General features: G+C 61.8%; 20 protein-coding genes. 14 read left to right on the top strand and 6 right to left on the bottom strand.

All coding sequences use genetic code 11. The annotated features are described in order from the left end of the window. Positions 1-48: 48 nt before the first annotated feature. From J7302_RS19805 to J7302_RS19790, 4 genes are all read left to right on the top strand, one after another. Complete coding sequence (locus tag J7302_RS19805) at positions 49-1,017, top strand: GTP 3',8-cyclase MoaA (protein WP_215378620.1); 969 nt, start codon at positions 49-51, stop codon at positions 1,015-1,017. Between the two features lie 44 nt (positions 1,018-1,061). Continuing rightward, on the top strand, positions 1,062-1,955 hold the full coding sequence (locus J7302_RS19800; RefSeq protein ID WP_215378618.1) for a radical SAM protein: 894 nt from the start codon (positions 1,062-1,064) through the stop codon (positions 1,953-1,955). A 66-nt stretch (positions 1,956-2,021) separates the two neighbouring features. Next, a complete protein-coding gene (locus tag J7302_RS19795; protein WP_215378616.1) occupies positions 2,022-2,624 on the top strand; it encodes a DUF4823 domain-containing protein in 603 nt (200 codons plus the stop codon). Positions 2,625-2,634: 10 nt separating this feature from the next. Further along, positions 2,635-3,198 carry a DUF1285 domain-containing protein gene (locus J7302_RS19790; protein ID WP_215378614.1) on the top strand — a complete coding sequence of 188 codons (564 nt, stop codon included), beginning with the start codon at positions 2,635-2,637 and terminating at the stop codon, positions 3,196-3,198. A 55-nt stretch (positions 3,199-3,253) separates the two neighbouring features. Here the strand turns inward: J7302_RS19790 and J7302_RS19785 are convergent, their stop codons facing one another. Then, positions 3,254-4,909, bottom strand: coding sequence for an electron transfer flavoprotein-ubiquinone oxidoreductase (locus J7302_RS19785; protein ID WP_215378612.1), 1,656 nt, complete (start codon positions 4,907-4,909; stop codon positions 3,254-3,256). Between the two features lie 319 nt (positions 4,910-5,228). Between J7302_RS19785 and J7302_RS19780 the strand changes: the two genes are divergently transcribed. After that, positions 5,229-5,978, top strand: coding sequence for an electron transfer flavoprotein subunit beta/FixA family protein (locus J7302_RS19780; protein WP_215378610.1), 750 nt, complete (start codon positions 5,229-5,231; stop codon positions 5,976-5,978). Then, positions 5,978-6,907 (top strand): electron transfer flavoprotein subunit alpha/FixB family protein, encoded by a 930-nt coding sequence (locus J7302_RS19775; RefSeq protein ID WP_215378608.1) that lies wholly within the window; start codon positions 5,978-5,980, stop codon positions 6,905-6,907. Before J7302_RS19780 ends, J7302_RS19775 begins: the two co-directional genes overlap by 1 nt. A 173-nt stretch (positions 6,908-7,080) precedes the next feature. Here J7302_RS19775 and J7302_RS19770 read toward each other — a convergent pair whose 3' ends face one another. Further along, positions 7,081-8,004 (bottom strand): alpha/beta fold hydrolase, encoded by a 924-nt coding sequence (locus tag J7302_RS19770; protein WP_215378605.1) that lies wholly within the window; start codon positions 8,002-8,004, stop codon positions 7,081-7,083. Between the two features lie 114 nt (positions 8,005-8,118). Here J7302_RS19770 and J7302_RS19765 point away from each other — a divergent pair, with 114 nt between their 5' ends. The 8 genes from J7302_RS19765 (at position 8,119) to J7302_RS19730 (ending at position 15,342) form a co-directional block, all read left to right on the top strand. After that, positions 8,119-8,937: a substrate-binding periplasmic protein gene (locus J7302_RS19765; RefSeq protein WP_215378603.1), complete on the top strand. Its 819-nt coding sequence runs from the start codon at positions 8,119-8,121 to the stop codon at positions 8,935-8,937. 14 nt (positions 8,938-8,951) lie between these two features. Further along, a complete protein-coding gene (locus J7302_RS19760) occupies positions 8,952-9,308 on the top strand; it encodes a DUF4398 domain-containing protein (RefSeq protein ID WP_215378601.1) in 357 nt (118 codons plus the stop codon). Then, a complete protein-coding gene (locus J7302_RS19755; RefSeq protein ID WP_215378599.1) occupies positions 9,308-10,117 on the top strand; it encodes an OmpA family protein in 810 nt (269 codons plus the stop codon). The genes J7302_RS19760 and J7302_RS19755 overlap by 1 nt, the downstream gene beginning before the upstream one ends. 155 nt (positions 10,118-10,272) lie before the next feature. After that, positions 10,273-11,706, top strand: a complete 1,434-nt coding sequence (locus tag J7302_RS19750; protein ID WP_215378597.1) for an aminotransferase-like domain-containing protein — start codon at positions 10,273-10,275, stop codon at positions 11,704-11,706. Between the two features lie 107 nt (positions 11,707-11,813). Continuing rightward, positions 11,814-13,538, top strand: a complete 1,725-nt coding sequence (locus tag J7302_RS19745) for a vWA domain-containing protein (RefSeq protein ID WP_215378595.1) — start codon at positions 11,814-11,816, stop codon at positions 13,536-13,538. Between the two features lies 1 nt (position 13,539). Next, positions 13,540-14,130: an RNA polymerase sigma factor gene (locus J7302_RS19740; RefSeq protein WP_215378593.1), complete on the top strand. Its 591-nt coding sequence runs from the start codon at positions 13,540-13,542 to the stop codon at positions 14,128-14,130. Next, positions 14,127-14,768, top strand: coding sequence for a hypothetical protein (locus J7302_RS19735; protein ID WP_215378591.1), 642 nt, complete (start codon positions 14,127-14,129; stop codon positions 14,766-14,768). Before J7302_RS19740 ends, J7302_RS19735 begins: the two co-directional genes overlap by 4 nt. A 73-nt stretch (positions 14,769-14,841) precedes the next feature. Continuing rightward, positions 14,842-15,342 (top strand): hypothetical protein, encoded by a 501-nt coding sequence (locus J7302_RS19730; protein WP_251702165.1) that lies wholly within the window; start codon positions 14,842-14,844, stop codon positions 15,340-15,342. Positions 15,343-15,824: 482 nt separating this feature from the next. Here the strand turns inward: J7302_RS19730 and J7302_RS19725 are convergent, their stop codons facing one another. From J7302_RS19725 to atuD, 4 genes are all read right to left on the bottom strand, one after another. Beyond that, a complete protein-coding gene (locus tag J7302_RS19725) occupies positions 15,825-16,649 on the bottom strand; it encodes an SDR family oxidoreductase (protein ID WP_215378588.1) in 825 nt (274 codons plus the stop codon). A 97-nt stretch (positions 16,650-16,746) separates the two neighbouring features. Continuing rightward, positions 16,747-18,729, bottom strand: coding sequence for a geranyl-CoA carboxylase subunit apha (gene atuF / locus J7302_RS19720; protein ID WP_215378586.1), 1,983 nt, complete (start codon positions 18,727-18,729; stop codon positions 16,747-16,749). Positions 18,730-18,867: 138 nt separating this feature from the next. Then, a complete protein-coding gene (locus J7302_RS19715) occupies positions 18,868-19,665 on the bottom strand; it encodes an enoyl-CoA hydratase/isomerase family protein (protein WP_215378584.1) in 798 nt (265 codons plus the stop codon). Positions 19,666-19,758: 93 nt separating this feature from the next. Further along, positions 19,759-20,919 carry a citronellyl-CoA dehydrogenase gene (atuD, locus tag J7302_RS19710; RefSeq protein ID WP_215378582.1) on the bottom strand — a complete coding sequence of 387 codons (1,161 nt, stop codon included), beginning with the start codon at positions 20,917-20,919 and terminating at the stop codon, positions 19,759-19,761. Positions 20,920-20,955 lie beyond the last annotated feature (36 nt).

The following is a 20,955-nucleotide window of genomic DNA, read 5'->3' as shown; positions in this document are numbered from 1 at the left end:
GGCTGGTTGCAGGGATATACTCCGGCTTATCCATTGCCGGAGCGTCCCATGATCGTTGACCGCCAAGGCAGGCGCTTCCGAAACCTGCGAATCAGCCTGACCGCCGCTTGCAATTACGCCTGCACCTATTGCGTGCCCGACGGCAAACGTCTGGTGGCGGCCCAGGATGAGCTGTCTGCTGAGGCGATGGTGCGCGGTGTGGCCTACCTGATCGAAGCGGCCGGCATCGAACGACTGCGCGTCACCGGGGGTGAGCCTTTGGTCAGCCCGAAGCTGGAACCCTTCCTGCGGGAGGTCAGCCAGTTAGGGCTTGAAGACATCAGCTTGACCAGCAATGGCCAACTCCTGTCCCGCAAGTTGCCGCTCTTGCTCGAGTGCGGCATCCGTCGCCTGAACATCTCCCTGGATACCCTGGATGCCGGAGCCTTCCGCAGCATTGCGCGTGGTGGGGACCTGGCTACGGTCCTTGCCGGGCTGGATGAGGCGAGGGCGGCGGGCTTGAAGATCAAGGTAAACATGGTCCCCCTTCGCGGGAAGAACCTCGACCAGATACTGCCGCTGTTGGAGTACTGCCTGGAGCACGGCTTCGAGTTGCGCTTCATCGAGTTGATGCGGATGGGCCACCTGGCGCGTGACCCCAATGGGTTCCATCAGCAGTTCGTTGGGATGGAGGAGCTCCTGGCCTTGATTGGCAGCTCTCACGAGTTCGTCCAGGCTGAAGCGCCGTTGGATGCCACCGCCCTGCGCTACGAAGTGCCTGGTCAGGGCTATTTCGGAGTCATCGCCAACGAGAGCGTGCCATTCTGTCGAACCTGTTCCCGGTTGCGCTTGTCGTCCACCGGCTGGCTGCATGGCTGTCTTTCTTCCAGTAACCGCCACTTTGTTGGTGACCTGCTGGATAAGCCACGCCATCAAGCGCTGCCCGCATTGCAGCGCTTGCTGGTGAAGGCGCTGGCGGACAAGCAGGAAGTTGCATTTTCCGGTGGCATAACCGTGATGAAGATTATTGGCGGCTGATTACCGCGTCAGTTCACTCCCGTCTTGCAGAGTTAATCAGGACCATGTCCAGCGCTTTTCCGATTTCCTACATCGACCCGGTATTCCGCCCGCCGAGTGAAGCCAATTCCCTGATCCTCCCGGTTACCAACGGCTGCTCCTGGAACCGTTGCACCTTCTGCGAGATGTACACGCAACCGCAAAAGAAGTTTCGCGCCCGTGACGAGTCTGATGTGCTTGAGGATATCCGTCGTTGCGGCGAGCGCCTGATCGTCCAGCGAGTGTTTCTCGCGGATGGCGACGCCTTGGTTCTGCCAACGCGACGGCTGCTGAACATCCTGACTGCCATTCGTGAGCACATGCCCGAGGTGCGCCGGGTTTCCAGCTATTGCCTGCCCAGGAACCTGCGCAAGAAGTCGGTGGCCGAGCTCAAAGAGTTGGCCGATGCGGGGCTTGCGATGGCTTATGTCGGCGCCGAGTCGGGTGACGACGAGGTTTTGGAGCGCGTAAGCAAGGGCGAGACGTTCGAGTCGAGCCTGAGCGCCCTGGATAAGCTCGGTGAGGCAGGCATCACCCGCTCGGTGATGATTCTCAACGGTCTGGGCGGCAAAACCCTGAGCGTCCAGCATGCTGACAATTCGGCGCGCCTGATGAACGCCGTGCAGCCAGAATACTTGTCGACCCTTGTGGTCAGCTTTCCGGTCGGGGAGGCCCGGTTTCGCGATGGCTTCCCGGATTACCAGCCGCTCAGCCAGCAGGGGTTGTTCGGCGAGCTCGAGCGCATGCTGGCGGCGTTGGAGCTGAAGAACACCGTTTTTCGCAGCGACCATGCGTCCAACTACCTCGTCCTCAAGGGGCGACTAGGGTTGGAAAAAGATCGCTTGCTGGGTCAGGTCCGCGCCGCGATCGAGCATCCGGACGAGGCTGGTCTACGTCAGGAGTGGCAGCGTGGCCTGTGATGGCGCGGAAGCTGCATCGACTACCTGTCCGCCGGTTTTACGTCACCGGCGCATGGAGACCGCACGATGCGTAGCATGATTCTGTTCCTGACTGTTCTCAGCCTTGGCGGCTGCATGAAGGTCAGCGACATGGCCGAAGGTACCCGTGTCCAGTTGAGCGACGCTGGGTTGCTCGATCACAGTGAAACCCGGCGTGCCAGCCCTTGGCGTCTGCAACCGGATTCGTTCATTTATATCGCGCAGGGTTATTTCGTGCCGCCCGGGTCCGCCTATCCGAGACCCAACGTGGTGGCGGAAGAGGCCTTCAAGGGCTTTGTCGAATATTTCCCAATGGTGCGTCGAGCCAACGGACCGGCAGGCCTGGAGGCGGCGATGGGACAAGCTCGTGCACAAGGCGCTCATTATCTGCTGTACGCTCGTTTTGCCAGCGCCGATGACCGCATTGGGACCTATGAAGAGTGGGAAGATCAGGAAGCCCTGGATCGCCTCGGACGTGATCGTGGCGTTATTCAACTGATGCTGGTGGAAACCAATACCCGCTACCTGGTCGATACGGCGCGTATCCGTAACCGTGGCGGCTTTCTGACGTTCTACGACGCCAAACCGGAAGATCTGATTGGCCCTCCCCTGGAGGAGTATGCCCGCAGCCTGCTTGGGCTCAGTCGTTGAGGAGAGTGAGATGAGTGACCCGGGAAAGGCCGGAGATCTGCTGGCGCAGATACCTAAGGGTGACAAACAGGGCGGTGCTCCCGTGCACCTGTGGAATCCACCTTTCTGTGGCGATATCGACATGCGCATCGCGCGTGATGGCACCTGGTTCTACCTGGGTACTCCGATTGGCCGCAAGCCGATGGTCAAGCTGTTCTCGAGCGTGATGCGACGCGATGGTGATGACTACTTCCTGGTGACGCCGGTAGAGAGAGTCGGTATCCAGGTCGACGATGCGCCGTTCGTTGCTGTTCAGGTGCAGGTCGAAGGGGTGGGTGAAGAGCAGCAGCTACTATTCATCACCAACGTGGAGGATGAAGTCTTCGCTGGGGCAGAGCACGGCATCCGAGTCGCGCTGGACCCGCTCACCCAGGAGCCTTCGCCCTACGTGCATGTGCGCGCCAATCTGGAGGCGCTGATCCATCGCAATGTCTTCTATCAGTTGGTGGAGCTGGCCGTTCCGCGCGAAATCGACGGCGTAACCTGGCTTGGTGTCTGGAGTGGCGGGCAGTTCTTCCGCATCGGAACCATCTAGCTAGCAAGCCGTTCGAAGCAAAATGAAAAAAGGCCCCGAGGGGCCTTTTCGTTTTTTACATGTTGGGATAGTTCGGACCGCCGGTGCCTTCCGGGGCAACCCAGGTGATGTTCTGGGCTGGGTCCTTGATATCGCAAGTCTTGCAGTGCACGCAGTTCTGCGCGTTGATCTGGAAGCGCTTGGCGCCGTCTTCCTGGGTCACCACTTCGTACACGCCAGCCGGGCAATAACGCTGCGCCGGCTCGTCGTACATCGGCAGGTTCTTGGCGATCGGGATGCTCGCGTCAGCCAGCTTCAGGTGGCAGGGTTGTTCCTCTTCATGGTTGGTGTTGGAGAGGAACACCGAGCTCAGTTTGTCGAAGCTGAGCTTGCCGTCCGGCTTCGGATACTCGATGCGCTGGGACTGGGCGGCAGGTTTCAGACAGGCGTAATCCGGCTTGTTGTCGTGCAGGGTGACCGGGATCTTGCCGCCGAACCAGTTCTGGTCGATGTAGTTGAAGGCACCGCCCACGAGCGTGCCGAACTTGTGGATGGCGGCGCCGAAGTTACGGCTGCGGAACAGCTCGTCATACAGCCAGCTGGACTTGAAAGAGTCGACGTAGCCAGTCAGCTCGTCACCGCCTTCCTTGCCTGCAGCCAGTGCAGCAGCCACGGCTTCAGCGGCCAGCATGCCGGACTTCATGGCGGTATGGCTGCCCTTGATCTTGGCGAAGTTCAGGGTGCCCAGGTCGCAACCGATCAGTGCGCCGCCCGGGAAGACCATCTTCGGCAGCGAGTTCAGGCCGCCCTTGCAGATGGCGCGGGCGCCATAGGCCACGCGCTTGCCGCCTTCCAGGTACTGCTTGACCACCGGGTGGTGCTTGTAGCGCTGGAACTCGTCGAAGGGCGACAGGAAGGGGTTGCTGTAGGACAGGTCGATGATCAGGCCCACCACGACTTGGTTGTTCTCCAGGTGGTAGAGGAAGGAACCGCCCGGGTTCTCATCGTTCAGCGGCCAGCCGGCGGTGTGGATTACCAGACCGGGCTGGTGCTTGGCCGGGTCGATGTCCCAGATTTCCTTGATGCCGATCCCGTAGTGCTGGGCATCGGCTTCGGAGTCCAGCTTGTACTTCTTGATCAGCTGCTTGCCGATATGGCCACGGCAGCCTTCGGCGAACAGGGTATATTTGGCGCGCAGTTCCATGCCGGGGGTGTAGTAACCCTCTTTCGGGTTCCCTTCACGGTCAACGCCGAGATCACCGGTGATAATGCCGCGAACCACTCCGTTCTCGTCGATCAGCGCTTCCTGGGCGGCGAAGCCCGGATAGATCTCTACGCCTAGGCCTTCAGCCTGTTGGGCCAGCCAGCGGCAGAGATTGCCCAGGGAAATGATATAGTTGCCCTCGTTGTGCATGGTCTTGGGCACGAAGAGGCCGGGAACCTTGATCGCGGACTGGGCATCCTTGAGCATATAGATGTCGTCGCCGGCTACCGGGGTATTCAGCGGGGCGCCCAGCTCTTTCCAGTCAGGGAACAGCTCGTTCAGGGCTCGCGGTTCGAAGACGGCACCAGAGAGGATGTGGGCGCCGACTTCGGAACCTTTCTCGACCACGCACACGCTGATCTCTTGACCAGCTTCCGCGGCCTTCTGCTTCAGTCGGCACGCGGCGGACAGGCCAGCGGGGCCGGCACCGACGATGACGACGTCGAATTCCATGTATTCGCGTTCCACAGTCAATCTCCTCAAGGCTCTTCGATATTTTGTGTTGGAGGGCTAGGCTCGATCCCTGACCTGAGCCGGCGCATTATATCCAGACCCTTTGCCTGGTCCAATACAAACGTTTGTTTGAATTTTGTGAAACCCTGATAGGATAAGGCTCTGCGGCTTATGACGCGGTATTTTTCCGTATTGACCCGATTGGGGGATACGGTCAAGATACGGGCGGTTTTGCGCTCGCTGTCTGGGCTGACAGTCGGTTCCGGCCGACCTGCATCACTGGCCAGGCTCGTCTTGGCGACATTCTTATTAACCGGAGAGTAACGAGGAATCCATGAAGGTTCTTGTAGCTGTCAAACGAGTGGTCGACTACAACGTCAAGGTCCGCGTCAAGGCGGACAACTCCGGCGTCGATCTCGCCAACGTCAAGATGTCGATGAACCCCTTCTGCGAAATCGCCGTGGAAGAAGCCGTCCGTCTGAAAGAAAAAGGCGTAGCGAGTGAAATCGTCGTCGTCACCATCGGTCCGAACACCGCTCAAGAGCAGCTGCGTACGGCCCTGGCCCTGGGTGCCGACCGTGCCATTCTGGTCGAAAGCGCTGACGAACTGAACTCCCTGGCCGTGGCCAAACTGCTGAAAGCAGTCGTTGAGAAAGAACAGCCTCAGCTGGTCATCCTCGGCAAACAAGCCATCGACAGCGACAACAACCAGACTGGCCAGATGCTCGGCGCCCTGACCGGCTACGCCCAGGGCACCTTCGCCTCCAAAGTTGAAGTGGCGGGCGACAAAGTCAACGTGACCCGCGAGATCGACGGCGGTCTGCAGACCGTTGCGCTGAACCTGCCAGCGATCGTCACCACCGACCTGCGTCTGAACGAGCCGCGCTACGCGTCGCTGCCGAACATCATGAAAGCCAAGAAGAAGCCGCTGGACGTGGTGACCCCGGATGCCCTGGGTGTTTCCACTGCTTCCACCGTGAAGACCCTGAAAGTCGAAGCGCCGGCTGCCCGCCAAGCCGGCATCAAGGTCAAGTCCGTGGCTGAACTGGTCGACAAACTGAAGAACGAGGCGAAGGTAATCTGATGGCTATCCTGGTTGTTGCTGAACATTCGAACGCCGCTCTGGCAGCCGCCACCCTGAACACCGTTACTGCTGCGCAAAAAATCGGCGGCGACATCCACGTGCTGGTCGCTGGCCAGGGCGTAGGTGCCGCAGCTGAAGCCGCCGCCAAAGTCGCCGGTGTCTCCAAGGTGCTGGTAGCCGACAACGCTGCCTATGCTCATCAGTTGCCGGAAAACGTCGCGCCGCTGATCGCTGAGCTGGGCAAGGGCTACAGCCACGTGCTGGCCGCTGCCACCACCAACGGCAAGAACTACCTGCCGCGCGTGGCTGCCCTGTTGGACGTCGACCAGATCTCCGAGATCATCGCCGTCGAAAGCGCGGATACCTTCAAGCGCCCGATCTACGCCGGTAACGCCATCGCCACCGTGCAGTCCTCGGCGGCCGTGAAGGTGATCACCGTGCGTGGTACCGGTTTCGACGCTGCTGCGGCCGAAGGCGGTTCCGCTGCCATCGAAGCCGTGAGCACCGTGACCGACGCTGGCAAGTCCGCCTTCGTTGGTGAAGAGCTGGCCAAGTCCGACCGTCCAGAGCTGACCGCCGCGAAGATCGTGGTGTCCGGCGGCCGTGGTATGCAGAACGGCGACAACTTCAAGCACCTCTACGCCCTGGCTGACAAACTGGGCGCGGCTGTCGGTGCTTCCCGTGCCGCCGTCGACGCCGGTTTCGTACCGAACGACATGCAGGTCGGCCAGACTGGCAAGATCGTCGCGCCGCAGCTGTACATCGCCGTCGGTATCTCCGGTGCCATCCAGCACCTGGCCGGCATGAAGGACTCCAAGGTCATCGTCGCCATCAACAAGGACGAAGAAGCCCCGATCTTCCAGGTCGCGGACTACGGCCTGGTGGCTGACCTGTTCGAAGCCGTACCGGAACTGGAAAAGCTGCTGTAATAGCGATTCCTGCTCCGCTGCGCAGGAAAACCCGCTCACTTGAGCGGGTTTTTTGATTTTGGAGAAGAAGTGAAGGCTCAGGCCGGGTGGTAGCTCAGACTTCAGTCCGGCTTCGGCCGAGGGAGTTCCCGGACTGAGGTCCGCTACAGCCGCGAGGCGACCCCAATTTATGGTTACAGGCTGTCGAGAAACGCCTGATAGTGGCGTGCAGTTTCTTCAGGGCGCTCGATCATGGGGGCGTGGCCACAATTCTCCAGGATGGCCACGCTGGGGCGCTGTAGCAGTGGCTTCATCACCTCGATGCTGGAAACATCGAGCACTCGGTCCCTTTCTCCCCAGAGCAGAAGGGTCGGGGCCTTGATCTTCGGCAGTTCGGGTTCCAAGGGAATGTAGCGTTGCATCAGTTGCTGGAATACGAGGTCGTAATGAGCTTCATTGGCAATCGACTGTTCGGCCAGGTAGGCCTTCAGGCCGGTGGTCAGCGGCGGCGGGGTAACGAAGACGAAATCCAGCAGGCGGTCATAGTCGGCCGCGCTCTTGACGACCAGCGGGTTGGGCTTGCCTTGCTCCAGAAGCGCCAGCAGTTCGCTCTGGCGTGGGGAGCGTACGCCCGCATTGTCGAATAGCGCCAGGCTGCGGACCTGATCCGGGTAGCGGGCGGCGTAAAGCGCCACGATATGGCCCCCCATCGAACTGCCGACCAGATGGGGTTTATCCAGTTCCAGTGCCTTGATGAAGGAGGCCAGGCGCTCGGCCTGGGTGCCAACGTCATAGCTGCCCGCAGGCCGATCACTGTCGCCAAAGCCGGGGAGGTCAAGCGCGATTACGTGGTAACGCTCGGTGAAAAGGGCAGCAAAACGCAGCCAGTTGTCCTTGTTGGTGCCGAACCCGTGGACCAGCACCAAGGTTTCGGCTTTGGCTGAGCCGCCTTCGTAGTAGCGGATAGCCAGGTCGTCCAGCATGACTTGGTTAACCGAGAGTCCGGCGCGCTGGCGCTCGACCCACTGAACGCCCGTCATTAGGGCCGCTGGAGACAGGTACAGCGTCGCGGCCGTTGCTGTTAGCAGCAATACGAAAGCGATCAGTACTTTTTTCATGGCACATCCTTATTGCGAATGGTTCGGTCAGGCCTCAGTAAGCTAGCATGGTGCTCGCCCTGGGTGAGGTTGCCGAGGGTTCAGCCAATCGAATGTCCAGTTCGGGAAACCCAGATGTCTCGTCGACTCCAGCTAGCCCCGTTGCTCGTCTTTCTCAGCTTCCTGCCTGGGCTGACTACGGCCGCGGGAAAGTGCGAGCGCCTGGTGGCGACCGGTAATCCGGAGTATCCACCTTATCTGTGGCGCGATCCGCAGGACCCGCAGCACCTGATCGGCACTAACGCCGACCTGTTGAAGCAGATCGGCAAGGAGTTGGGGCTGAAGGTTGATGTGATCTACACGGGGTCCTGGTCCAAAGCGCAGGATGAAGTGCGGACGGGGCGAGTGGATCTGATTGCCGGCGCCGTCCTGACCATCCCCCGGCTCGAGACCATGGACTATGTCCATCCTGCGTTCCTGCAGACGCAGAGTGTGGTCTGGGTGAAGCGCGATAGGGCGTTTCCTCTCGGCACGTGGGACGACCTGCGTGGCCGTAACGGTAGCAAGCTGATCAAGAGCAGCTTTGGCGAGTCCTTCGACCGCTTCGCGCAGGAGAACCTCACCCTGGAACCTATCCCCAACCTGACTCAGGCGTACCAGAAGCTGCTGCTGCATCGCACCGACTATGTGCTTTACGAGCGCGCCCGGGGCCTTGCGCTCGCCGACACTCTGGGTATGGCGGATGATCTCGTTGCATTGGAACCGCCGATATCCAGTGAGGGTCTGTACTTCACGCTGTCGCATAACTCAGCGTGCAACGACCCCTGGCTGCGGGGACAGCTGGCGAAAAAAATGACAGAATTAGTCGCCGCCGGGGTGCCTAAAACCCTGCTGGAACGCAATCTGGAGCGCTGGAAGGCCTCTCAGATGCAGCCCGTCAGCACCCCCGAATGATTAGGAAATCTTCAGTGATCGATAAGTCCCTTCTGGCCGTCGGCCTGACCGCGCTGGTGCTGGCTGGCTGTGCCAATGACCCGGCGCCAGTGGAGCAGATGCGCCTGACCGAACAGGCTGTCGCCCAGGCTAAGGCCGTGGGTGCCAGCGAGCAGGTCGAAGAGTTGAAGTTGGCGCAGGAAAAGCTGGCCCTGGCCGAGAAGAACATGGGCGAAGCGGATTACAAGCGCGCTCGCGTGCTGGCCGAGCAGGCCGAACTGGATGCCCGTTTGGCGGAGTCGAAAGTCCTTACGCTGAAAAGTCAGGAGCAGCTTGCAGAGCTGACCGCGCGCATCAATCGCCTGCGCAAGCAATTGGGGGACCAGCAGTGATGTCGAGAGTCCACCTGCCTATCGTTGTGATGCTGGGCCTGGGGCTGCTTGCCGGTTGTGCCGGCCAGCAACAATCCGAGCAAAGCTTGGAGCAGGCACGCCAGATGTTCCAGAAGGTCAAGGAAGATCCCGACGTCCTGGGTAGCGCGCCCAAGGACGTTATCCGGGCTGGAGAGTCGCTTGCACGCGCCGAGCGGCTGTCGAACTACTGGGGCAATGAAGACGACGTTGCCCATTATGCGTACCTGAGCCAGCGCTACAGCGAGATCGCCAGCCAGCACAGCGAGCAGAGCCTCAACCAGGCGCGCGCAGCCAAGCTGCAGCTCGAGCTTGAGCGCCTGCAGCTGGCGCTGCGGGAGGCCAAGTTGCTCAGCGTGCAGCAGCAGGGTAAATGGCTGGAAGAGCAGATGATCAGCCTGGCGGCTACCGAGACCGATCGTGGCCTAGTGATGACCCTGGGTGACGTGCTGTTCGATACCGGACGGTCGGACCTCAAGGCCTCGGCCAATCGCACCGTGCTCAAGCTCGTGCAGTTCCTGCAGATAAACCCCAAGCGCATCGTGCGTGTTGAAGGCTACACCGACAATAGCGGCAAGAAGCAGGACAATCTCAGGCTCTCCCAAGAGCGCGCGCAGTCAGTTGCCGATGCGCTGATAGACCTGGGTATCGATCCCAAGCGGATTCAGGTGGAGGGATATGGCGAGGCCCATCCGGTGGCGGAAAACGCCTCGAACCGTGGGCGCGCACAGAACCGTCGGGTAGAGATTGTCTTCTCCAACGACAAGGGCGTTCTCGGCCAGGCCCGCTGACGTCCATAACGCAAAAGCCCCGGCTGCCGTCTGGCACCGGGGTTTTTTGTGGCCTGGACAATTTCACTGTATCGCCCACAATTCATTGATCTGTACCGGTGCACTTCAGGTGTGTTCGGATACTGTCTCGGTCCAGTGATACAGGTGCCGCCGTCATGACCAATCTGTTGTTATATCAACGCATCGCCCAGCAACTGGCCGACGACATTCGCCGTGGCGTGTACCAGCCAGGAGAGCGGGTGCCTTCGGTACGTAAGTTGAGTTCGCAGCTCAGCGTCAGCCATGCCACGGTCCTACAGGCTTATGCGAGCCTTGAGGACCAGGGACTGATTCGCGCCCGCCCGCAATCTGGCTTCTATGTGCACCAGACTCCGGCCCTGACGGCTTCCACCCCGGACATCGCGCGGGTCGAGCGGCCCGGATTAGTGACGCGCGCCAGCATCATTCAGCAAGTATTGACCGAGTCGCGCCGTGAGGGCGTCTTCCCGCTGGGTGCGGCCGTGCCCCACGTCGACTACCTGCCGGTACGCACCCTGCACCAGCAGTTGGCCAAGGTCACCCGTTTCCAGAGCCCCCGAGCCTTCAGCTACATGTTCAGCCCGGGCTTCGAGCCATTGCGCCGCCAGGTGGCGATCCGCATGCGCGATGCGGGTGTGGTCGTGGATCCCAGCGAAGTGGTCATCACCCATGGTTGCGTGGATGCACTGCAGATGAGCCTGCGGGTACTGACCCGGCCCGGCGACCTGATCGCTACAGAGTCACCGACTTACTACGGTCTGTTGCAACTGGCCGATCTGCTCGGGCTCAAGGTCGTCGAGATTCCTAGTGACCCCACCACCGGCGTTAGCCTGGAGGCCCTGCAACTGGCGGCCAACCAGTGGCCGATCAAGGCGCTGGTCCTGACGGCCCGCTTGAGTAATCCCCTGGGCGGCACCATCCCAGAGGATCGCCAGAAACAGCTGCTGCGCCTGGCGTCGGATTTCGACATCCAGATCATCGAGGACGATATCTACGGGGAGTTGATGTTCGACCAAGGGCCTTCCAAGGCGCTCAAGGCCTACGATCTGGATGATCGGGTGGTCTACTGTTCGAGCTTCTCCAAAACTTTGTCGCCCGGTGTGCGAATCGGCTGGATGATCGCCGGCAAGTACCAGGCCGAGATCCAGCGACTGCAGACCTTCAGCACTCATTCGGCGTGCAGCGTTACCCAGATGGGCGTCGCGGCCTACCTGGAGAACGGTGGCTACGACCGGCACTTGCGTTACATTCGCCAGGAGTACCGGAAGAACCTCACGGCGTTCCAACTCGGCGTGCAGCAGTACTTCCCCGAGGGGACGCAAATTACCCGGCCCAATGGTGGATTCATCCTTTGGATCAGTCTTCCGGCGAAGGTCAACACCAAGGATCTGCATGTGCGCGCATTGCAGCAGGGCATCAGCATCGCGCCGGGCTTGATCTTCAGTAACACCGAGCAGTTCAACCACTGCGTGCGGCTCAACTGTGGTATCCCCTGGAACCGTGAGGCCGAGCGCGCCATCATGACCCTCGGCATGCTGGCCAAGCAACTGTGCCAGGAGGCTGGCTTATAGGGGCGAGTGAAATCGCCCCTATAAGGAGCTCCGCATTGCGTTAACCCGTTAGGCAGGTTGTCTCCGTCTATTGGTGCGAAGGGTTCATTCGTATCCGGGAGGCGTCCATGTCCAGTCACTCTTCGATTCTCCAGCAGCCACTTGCCGCCGGCTTCACCGCAAGTGTTCTGCTGTTCCTGGCAGCTTGCGGCGGACAGGATTCCGCTGTGTCCACGGGCGGCCAAGCCGATAGTCGTGATTCGCAAACGAGCCAAGTCCAGCGCGAGGCACCGGTCCAGGCCGAGGCCAAGTCAAATGCGCCCGCTCCACCGGCGGAGCGGTCCAGCTACTCCGGCATGCTGCAGGTTGCGCCGATGCCCGCACCCATGGCCGACGCATTGCCGCCCGGTTATCGCGATGTGCCGCGCGAGCAGTACCAGCATCTGGCCAACAACCCGGTGCATGCCGTTGCCAGTGATCCGGTTTCCACCTTCAGCATCGACGTGGACACCGGCAGCTACGCCAATGTGCGGCGTTTCCTCAATGGCGGGCAGATACCTCCTGCTGATGCCGTGCGGCTGGAGGAGCTGGTCAACTATTTTCCCTATCACTATCCGTTGCCTGAGGGGGATGTGCCCTTCGGCATCGGCATAGAGGTGGCCCAGACGCCCTGGAACCCCCAGAGTTGCCTGTTGCGGGTCGCCATCAAGGCGTCGGATCGTCAGGTTGAGCAACTGCCCCCGGCCAACCTGGTATTCCTGGTGGATGTCTCCGGCTCGATGGACCGGCGCGAAGGCCTGCCCATGGTGCAGGGCACCCTGAAGCTACTGGTGGACCAGCTACGTCCTCAGGACCGGGTTTCCCTGGTCACCTATGCCGGCGAGGCGCGGGTGGTGCTGACCTCCACCTCTGGGAGTGAGAAGGCGAAAATACGCCTCGCTATCGATCAGCTCAGCGCCGGAGGTTCGACGGCCGGCGAGTCGGGTATTCAGTTGGCCTATGCCCAGGCGCAGAAGGGGCTGCTGAACGACGGCATCAACCGCATCCTGCTGGCCACCGACGGCGACTTCAATGTGGGCATCAGTGACTTCGAGACGCTTAAACAACTGGCTGCCGACAGGCGCAAGACAGGCGTGTCGCTGACCACCCTGGGTTTTGGCGTGGACAACTACAACGAGCGTCTGATGGAGCAGCTGGCCGATGCGGGTGATGGCAATTACGCCTACATCGACAACCTGCGCGAGGCGCGCAAGGTGCTCGTGGACCAGTTGAGCTCGACGCTGGCGGTCGTTGCTCGAGATGTAAAACTGCAATTGGAGTTCAACCCGGCCCAAGTCAGCGAGTACCGTTTGCTTGGCTACGAGAACCGGGCGCTCAAGCGTGAGGACTTCAGCAACGACAAGGTGGATGCCGGGGAAATCGGTGCTGGCCATACCGTGACCGCGCTCTATGAGATCGTCCCGGTTGGTGGCAAGGGTTGGCTGGAGCCGTTGCGTTACCAACAGGCCACCCAGCCAGCGGGCAGGGCAGGCGAGCTGGCCTGGTTGCGAATTCGCTACAAGACCCCGGGTGCCGAGCAGAGCACATTGCTGGAGCGACCAATACCTGCGGGTGCGGTTGCCAAGCTGGGGGAGGCCAGTGAAGACCTGCGCTTCGCCGCTGCGGTGGCTGCCTTCGCCCAGCAGCTGAAGGGAGGCCAGTACACCGGTGCTTTCACCATGGCTGACAGTGCTGGACTGGCGCGAGGCGCCCGAGGCGACGACCGCTTCGGCTTGCGTGGCGAGTTCATCCAACTGGTAGAGCTCGCCCAGAGCCTGCACACTCCACTCCCGGCTCAAGCACGGAAGGAATAATGTGAACGGACCCTTCACGGACGACGACGCCGTCCTGCTGCGGCGCTACCGAAGCGGCGATGCCGAGGCTTTTGGCGAGCTCTATGCTCGCCATCGTCTTGGGCTTTATCGATTTCTTTGTGGCTTGTCTGGTGACGGTGCCCTGGCCGAGGAGATTTTCCAGGAAACCTGGCTGAACCTGATCCGCAGCGCATCCGAGCCGCTTGGTCAGGCCAGCTTCAAGACCTGGCTGTATCAGATCGCGCGCAATCGCCTGATTGACCACTGGCGCAAGCACGGGCCATTGCAAGGCCTTCAGGAGCGCTTCGATGAAGCTGTGCATGGCGATGCGCTGTTCGATTGGGGACCAGATCCGGAGCAGGCGCTGTCCTTGAGTCGGGATCAACAGCGGCTGCGTGAGGCCCTCGACGAATTGCCGGGAGATCAGCGTGAGGTGTTCCTACTACGTGCCCATGGCGATATGGAATTGAGCGAGATCGCCGAACTGACCCGCACACCCGCCGAGACGGTCAAGAGCAGACTGCGCTACGCGTTGCAGAAGTTACGTCGGCTGCTGGCCGACCCGGCTGCGTCCGAGGAGGTATCCGCATGACCCTAAAGCCGCATAAGCCGGATAGCTCCGAGCAGGAGATGCTCGAGCATTACCGTCGCTACAGTACGGACCAGCCTTCGCCAGCGCTGGATAAGCAGATCCTGGAAGCCGCATCTGCCCAGGCCGGTAAAGGCAAACCCAGCCTGGGGGAACGGTTGCAGCATTGGCTGGCCAGCCACGGTGGGCGCCAGCGTTGGTCGGTGGCATTGGCTGGCCTGGCCACGCTGGGTATTGGGCTCAGCCTAACCATGCGGATCCAGGAACAGGCCCTCGAGCAGTTCGGCGCCCCACCTGCCCAGGTCTCACCGATCGCCGCGCCAGCGCCTATGACCAAGGCTGCGCCTGCCACCTATGCCAGCCCGCCGGTGCAGGCCGAGAAGAAGGCTTCCGCCATGGCTGACAGCGTCGACGAAACAGCAAGGCAACAGGCTGAATCCGCTTCCATGCAGGAGGCGTCGAAAACTGCTGGGGCCAGCTCGCCTCTGGCCGACCCGACAGCCAGCTTGCGACAGGTCCTGGCGCTACGGCAGGCCGGTAAGCGCGAGGAGGCGGCGAAGTTGCTCGACGATCTGATGGCGCGCTACCCGCAGCGGGATATTGCAGGCGAACTGCGTGAGCTGACGCGTGGCCGTGAATAGCGGTCGCGCCAGGCTTGCCTCGATGGCTGCTTAGGTGGAGCATGTTCGCATTACTGACCTTTCCGAAGATTCCATGCGTTTGATCCGTTTCGCTGCTGCCTGTATTGCGCTGACACTAGTGGCTGCCTGTGACAAGGAGGCCTCGCCTCCTGCTGTGCCACCCGTTCTACCCAATCCTCCAGCGGTGCCTGCAGCCCCGCAGACACCCGTCGAAGAGCCGCCAGAACCCGTTGAAAAGGCCGAGCCGAAACCCGCGGCGCCGGTACCCAAACCGGCGTCTCCTGCACCGGACCCGAGAAAGCCCAAGTTGCCGCCGGCCACTGTCACGGCCAAGGCGGAAGAGCCCAATGCCAAGCTGGACCTCAGTCTGCCCGAGGAACTGGCCAGGCAGTTGGAACAGAATGATGTGATGGAAAGCCTCCCACCTTCACCACTTCTACCGCAGATGTTCGTTGAGAAGCCTGCGCCGCAGAGTCCGTTCCAGCTCAATGGCAAGTTGATCACCGACCAGCGTGAGGACGATTACTGGCGTTCGGTTGAAGGGGCCGAGCTGCAGTTCGAGTTCAAGCGCTGAGCGGTGCGAAAAAACCTCGTGGGAGCGCAAGGATTGGCTCCTTCCCTGTTAAGTGTTGCAACTGGATGCATCTCTGGTAGGAGCGAGCTTGCTTGCGAAGCGGACCTTTTTGCGAGCAAGAACTCGGCGTCCCCCTTGTAAGTCTTTACTCAACCTGCTTCAGACCGTATTCCCCTCCGGTTACAAGACTGTGAGATCAGTTCGGCTTGGCTCATGGTCTTCGCGTATTGTCGTTGTTGCATGCAGGCGTGGGCTCGCTCTAGAACGGTGCTGGGCGGGCGGCCATGACCGTGGCGCGACTGTGGGTGGGCAGATGGGCAAATGCAGGGAAGCTCGGACTGCTGTTGAGCTTTTGTGGGGGCGAATTCATTCGCTAAGCAGTCCGCAGGACTGCCCAAGTGCCCATTGGGGCCGCTGCGCAGCCCGTAGCGAATGAATTCGCCCCCGCAAGGAAGATCATGGCCGGCGTGTTCGGGACGGCTTCAGTCCAGGAATAGATCCGGCACCAGGGACCCTCCTTGCGGGTCGAAGCGGTAGTGCTCGAATTCGGTCTGCCCTTGCTCGCGCAGCAACTCCTCGTCGATCAACAGGCGTCCGGTTATTACGCGTCCCTGGCTGGAGAGGATAGCGTGGGCGGCGTCAGCCATGATCGCCGGGGTGCGCGCACGTTTGAAGGCATCGCGACTGCCCAGTTCGAACTCGATGGCAGCAGTGGCGATCATGGTCTGCGGCCACAGCGAGTTGACGCTGATGCCGTACCTCTTGAACTCCTCGCTCATCCCTAGGGTGAGCATGCTCATGCCGTATTTGGTGACGGTGTAGGGGCCATGCTGGGCGAACCATTTCGGCGCCAGATTCAGCGGCGGCGAGAGGTTGAGGATGTGGCCGGAGGCGCTTTTCTTCAAAAAGGGCAGTGCGGCCTGGCTGCACACCATCACGGCGCGGGTGTTGATCTGGTACATGAGGTCGAAACGCTTCGGCTCCAGGTGCTCCACACCCATCAGCTTGATGGCGCCGGCATTGTTCACCAAGGCGTCGATGTCGCCGAAATGCTCGGCGGCTTTGGTCATGGCCTCTTTGACGGCAACTTCATCGCGCACATCCAGCTGCAGGGGGAGGGCCTTGCCGCCGGCCGCTTCGACCTCCTCGGCAACGCTGAATATGGTGCCGGGCAGCTTGGGATGGGCTGCGGCGCTCTTGGCCGCGATGACGATGTTGGCGCCATCCCGGGCCGCGCGCAGGGCAATCTCGCGGCCGATGCCACGGCTGGCGCCGGTGATGAACAGGGTTTTTCCGGACAGTGACATGCGCGTTCTCCTGATTGTTCTTGTTGTTCTTGCTGTCTTTGTTGTTCTTGTGGCCCCGTTGCAGCCCTTGGCGAATGAGTGCACCTGCACAAGAACGCTAGGCTTCCTCGATTTCCACCAGCAGCTGGCGGCTCTTCACCTGATCGCCCTTGATTACCTGGACGCAGCGGATGATGCCGTCGATCCCTGCTTTGAGCGGATGCTCCATTTTCATCGCCTCCAGCACCACCAGCAGCTGGCCCTTACCGACCCGTTCCCCCTCGCTCACCAGGACGTCGACGATGGCACCGTCCATCGGGGCCTTCACGGTGCCGGAACTGGCGCCAGCCTGGCCGCTGGCGGGCTCGTGGGTCACGTCGAGCAGTTCGAGGTTGCCGTTTGGGCCAAACAACCATAGACGCTCGGCCTGTTGATGGTAGGCAATACGGCGGCGAATGCCGTTCAGTTCGATCACGGCCCAGCGGCCATCGGCTTGGCTCAGGCAAATGGCGAGTTCGTCATTGCCAACCTTGGCGAGCAGGCGGGGCCGCTCACCAGTCTCGCTGACGGTCAGTTCGACCTCATGCTTGTGTTCCCACTGGCGCAGACTGAAGCGCCAAGGAGTGCTACGGGCGTTGCGCCAACCAGCCAGTCCGCCCTGATGGGCAGTGGACATGGCTGAAGCGTGGTAGAGCAGGGCGGCCGCCACCCCCAACTCGACCGGGCTGACAGCTTGTGGAGTCAGACTCGGGTCGTCGCTGAACTGTTCGTCGATGAAGGCCGTGGTGGCTTGGCCGGCTGCAAAGTGCGGGTGACGGAGCAGATTGGCGAGGAAGCGCTGATTGCCGTTCACGCCGAGCAGCACACAGTCTTCTACCGCCCGCGCCAGCTTGCGTCGCGCCTCGTCGCGGGTGCGGCCCCAGGCGATGACCTTGGCCAGCATAGGGTCGTAAAAGGGGGTAACCGCCTGGCCTTCGACCAGCCCGTGATCGATGCGGATGCCATCGAGCTCAGCGGGTTCCCAGCGCAGCACCTGGCCGGTCTGTGGCAGGAAGCCCGCGGCTGGGACCTCGGCATACAGCCGTACCTCGATGGCGTGACCGTCGAGACGCACCTCGTCCTGGCGCAGCGGCAGGGGTTGCCCCTCTGCCACGTTGATCTGCCAGGCCACCAAGTCCTGGCCGGTCACCAGCTCGGTCACCGGGTGCTCAACCTGCAGGCGGGTGTTCATTTCCAGGAAGTAGAAGGCGCCATTGGCGTCGAGTAGGAACTCCACCGTGCCTGCACCGACGTAGTTCACCGTGCGCGCGGCCCTGACTGCTGCTTCACCCATCGCCTGGCGCAGCTCGGGGGTCATGACCGGGCAGGGCGCTTCTTCGATGACCTTCTGGTGGCGGCGTTGCACCGAGCAATCGCGCTCGCCGAGGTAGATCAGGTTGCCGTGCTGGTCGCCGAATATCTGGATCTCCACATGGCGCGGCTGCAGCACGGCTTTTTCCAGGATCAGCTCGGCACTGCCGAAGGCATTGAGCGCCTCTGAACGAGCGGTGCGCAGTTGCGCTGCCAGCTCATCCCCGCTCTGCACCCGGCGCATGCCGCGCCCGCCCCCTCCGTCGCTGGCCTTGATCATCAGCGGGTAACCGATGCGCTCGGCCTCGCGGGCCAAGGTGGCGTCGTCCTGCTCGGCGCCCTCGTAGCCGGGGATGCAGGGCACCCCGGCTTCCAGCATGGCCAGTTTGGATAGGCGCTTGCTGCCCATCAGGTGGATGGCTTCCACGGTTGGCCCAATGAAAGTGAGGCCAGCGGCCTCGCAGGCGCGGGCAAAGCCGGCGTTCTCGGAAAGGAAGCCGTAGCCGGGGTGGATGGCATCGGCGCCCGTCTTTCCTGCGGCGGCAATGATCGCCTCGATGGAGAGGTACGATTGGCCCACTGGGGCAGGGCCAATGCATACCGCCTCGTCCGCCAGTTGCACATGGCGCGCATCGCAGTCGGCCTCGCTGTAGACGGCCACGGTGCGGTAGCCCAGCGCCTGGGCTGTGCGCAACACGCGGCAGGCTATCTCGCCGCGGTTTGCGATCAGGATTTTGTTGAAGCTGGGCATGTCAATTGGCTCCTTGGTTCTGTTCCTCCCGCCCCTTGGGATGGGGGCCAGGGCGGGCCGCGTTCGGCTGAGGGAGGAGGCCTGCGCGCGGAGGCCCCCCTCACTCCACCCCTCTCCCGGAGGGAGAGGGCTAGTTGGTCACTGCGCCCAGTTGGGCTTGCGCTTTTGCACGAAGGCCAGGGTCCCTTCGCTGCCCTCGGCGCCGGTCACGGCTTTGGCGAACTGCTCGGCCGCCCGGTCAAGCAAGGGGCCCAGCGGCTCGACATCGGTCGAAAGCAGCAGCGCCTTGGTCTGGGCATTGGCGCCTGGTGCACAGCGGCGCACCTGTTCCAGCGTTTGGGCCAGACGCTGCTCCAGCGTTGCGCTGTCGCCTTCCGCGAAGTGCACCAGGCCCAGGCGCTGCGCCTCGCTGCCGTCGAAACGGGCGGCAGTGAGGGCCAGGCGGCGGGCCTGGGTCAGGCCGATGCGCTTGACCACGAAGGGGGCGATCTGCGCCGGGAGGATGCCGAGGCTGGTTTCCGGCAGGCCGAACTGCGCGTCCTGCCGGGCGATGGCGATGTCCGACACGCAGGCCAGGCCGAAGCCGCCACCGAGTACGGCGCCCTCCAGCACCACTATCAGCGTCTGGGGCTGTGCCTGGGCTTCTTCCAGCAGGCGGCCGAAGGCGCGATTCAGCGTGCGGTAGGCGTCCTCTCCAGTCGCCCGGGCGCTGGCCATGTCCTTGATGTCGCCGCCGGCGCAGAAGTGTCCAGCCGCCCCGCGCAGCACCAGGGCGCGCACGCCGAGGTCATCGTGTACTGCAGCCAGCACGGCGCGCAATTCCTCGACCATCTCCAGGCTCATGGCATTGCGGTTCTGCGGACGGTTCAAGGTGACGTGCAGCACGCCATCGGCCTGTTCCAGCAGCAGGGTGTCGGTACTCGGCAAAGCGGTCATGCCGGTGTCCTCGCAGGATTTTCGTAGGAGCCAGCTTGCTGGCGAAGCTTCTCGCAGCATTCGCCAGCAAGCTGGCTCCTACAGGTTCGGGGTTCAGCCTTTCTTCTTGCCCGGCAGGATGCCCATCAGCTTGCAGATGATGCCCAGCATGATTTCGTCGGCACCGCCACCAATCGACACCAGGCGGGTGTCGCGGTAGGCGCGGGAGACATGGTTGTCCCACATGAAGCCCATGCCGCCCCAATACTGCAGGCAGGCGTCGGTGACTTCACGGCCCAGACGGCCAGCCTTGAGCTTGGCCATAGAGGCAAGGCGGGTGACGTCCTTGCCACTGACGTAGAGCTCCACTGCCTGATAGACCAGGGCGCGTAGCGATTCGATTTCGGTCATCAACTCGGCCATGCGGAAGTGGATGACCTGGTTTTCGATCAGCGGGTTGCCGAAGGTCCTGCGTTCCTTGCAGTAGTCGATGGTGACATCGACGCAGTGCTCCAGCCCCTTGAGGATATTGGCGGCCCCGAACATTCGCTCCTCCTGGAACTGCAGCATCTGCATCATGAAACCGGCGCCTTCGTGGCCGATGCGGTAGCGCTGCGGCACGCGAACGTTATCGAAGAACACCTGGGCGGTTTCCGAACTGCGCATGCCGAGCTTGTCCAGATGCGCGCTGAGGCTGATGCCGGGGGTGTTCATCGGCACCATGATCAGCGACTTGTTGACGTGGGGCTTGTCGTCGGAGGTGTTGGCCAGGAGGCAGATGAAGTCGGCGCTGGGCGAGTTGGTGATCCACATCTTGCTGCCATTGATCACATAGTCGCTACCCTCCTTGCGGGCAGTGGTCTTCATCCCGGCAACGTCGGAGCCGGCGCCCACTTCGGACACGCCAATGCAACCGACCATTTCACCGGCGATAGCCGGGCGGAGGAACTCCTCGCGCAGTTCGTCGGAGCCGAAGCGGGCCAGTGCCGGGGTGCACATGTCGGTCTGCACGCCAATGGCCATGGGGATGCCGCCGCAGTGGATGGTGCCGAACTCCTCGGCGGCGACGATCGAATAGCTGTAGTCCAGGCCCATGCCGCCGAACTTTTCCGGCTTGGAGATGCCCAGCAGGCCCAGTTCGCCGGCCTTCTTGAAAATGTCGTGGATGGGGAAGCGTCCTTCCTTTTCCCACTGGTCGACATGGGGGTTGATCTCCTTGTCGACGAAATTGCGCACCGTGCGGCGGAGTTCTTCGTGTTCCTGGGTGAAGATCATTTTGTTGTTCTCCTTGTAGGGTGCGTCGTGCGCACC

Origin of the sequence: Metapseudomonas boanensis (genome assembly GCF_018704125.1) — a bacterium.
Lineage (GTDB): Bacteria > Pseudomonadota > Gammaproteobacteria > Pseudomonadales > Pseudomonadaceae > Metapseudomonas > Metapseudomonas boanensis.
This window is presented reverse-complemented; position numbering and strand designations above follow the sequence as displayed.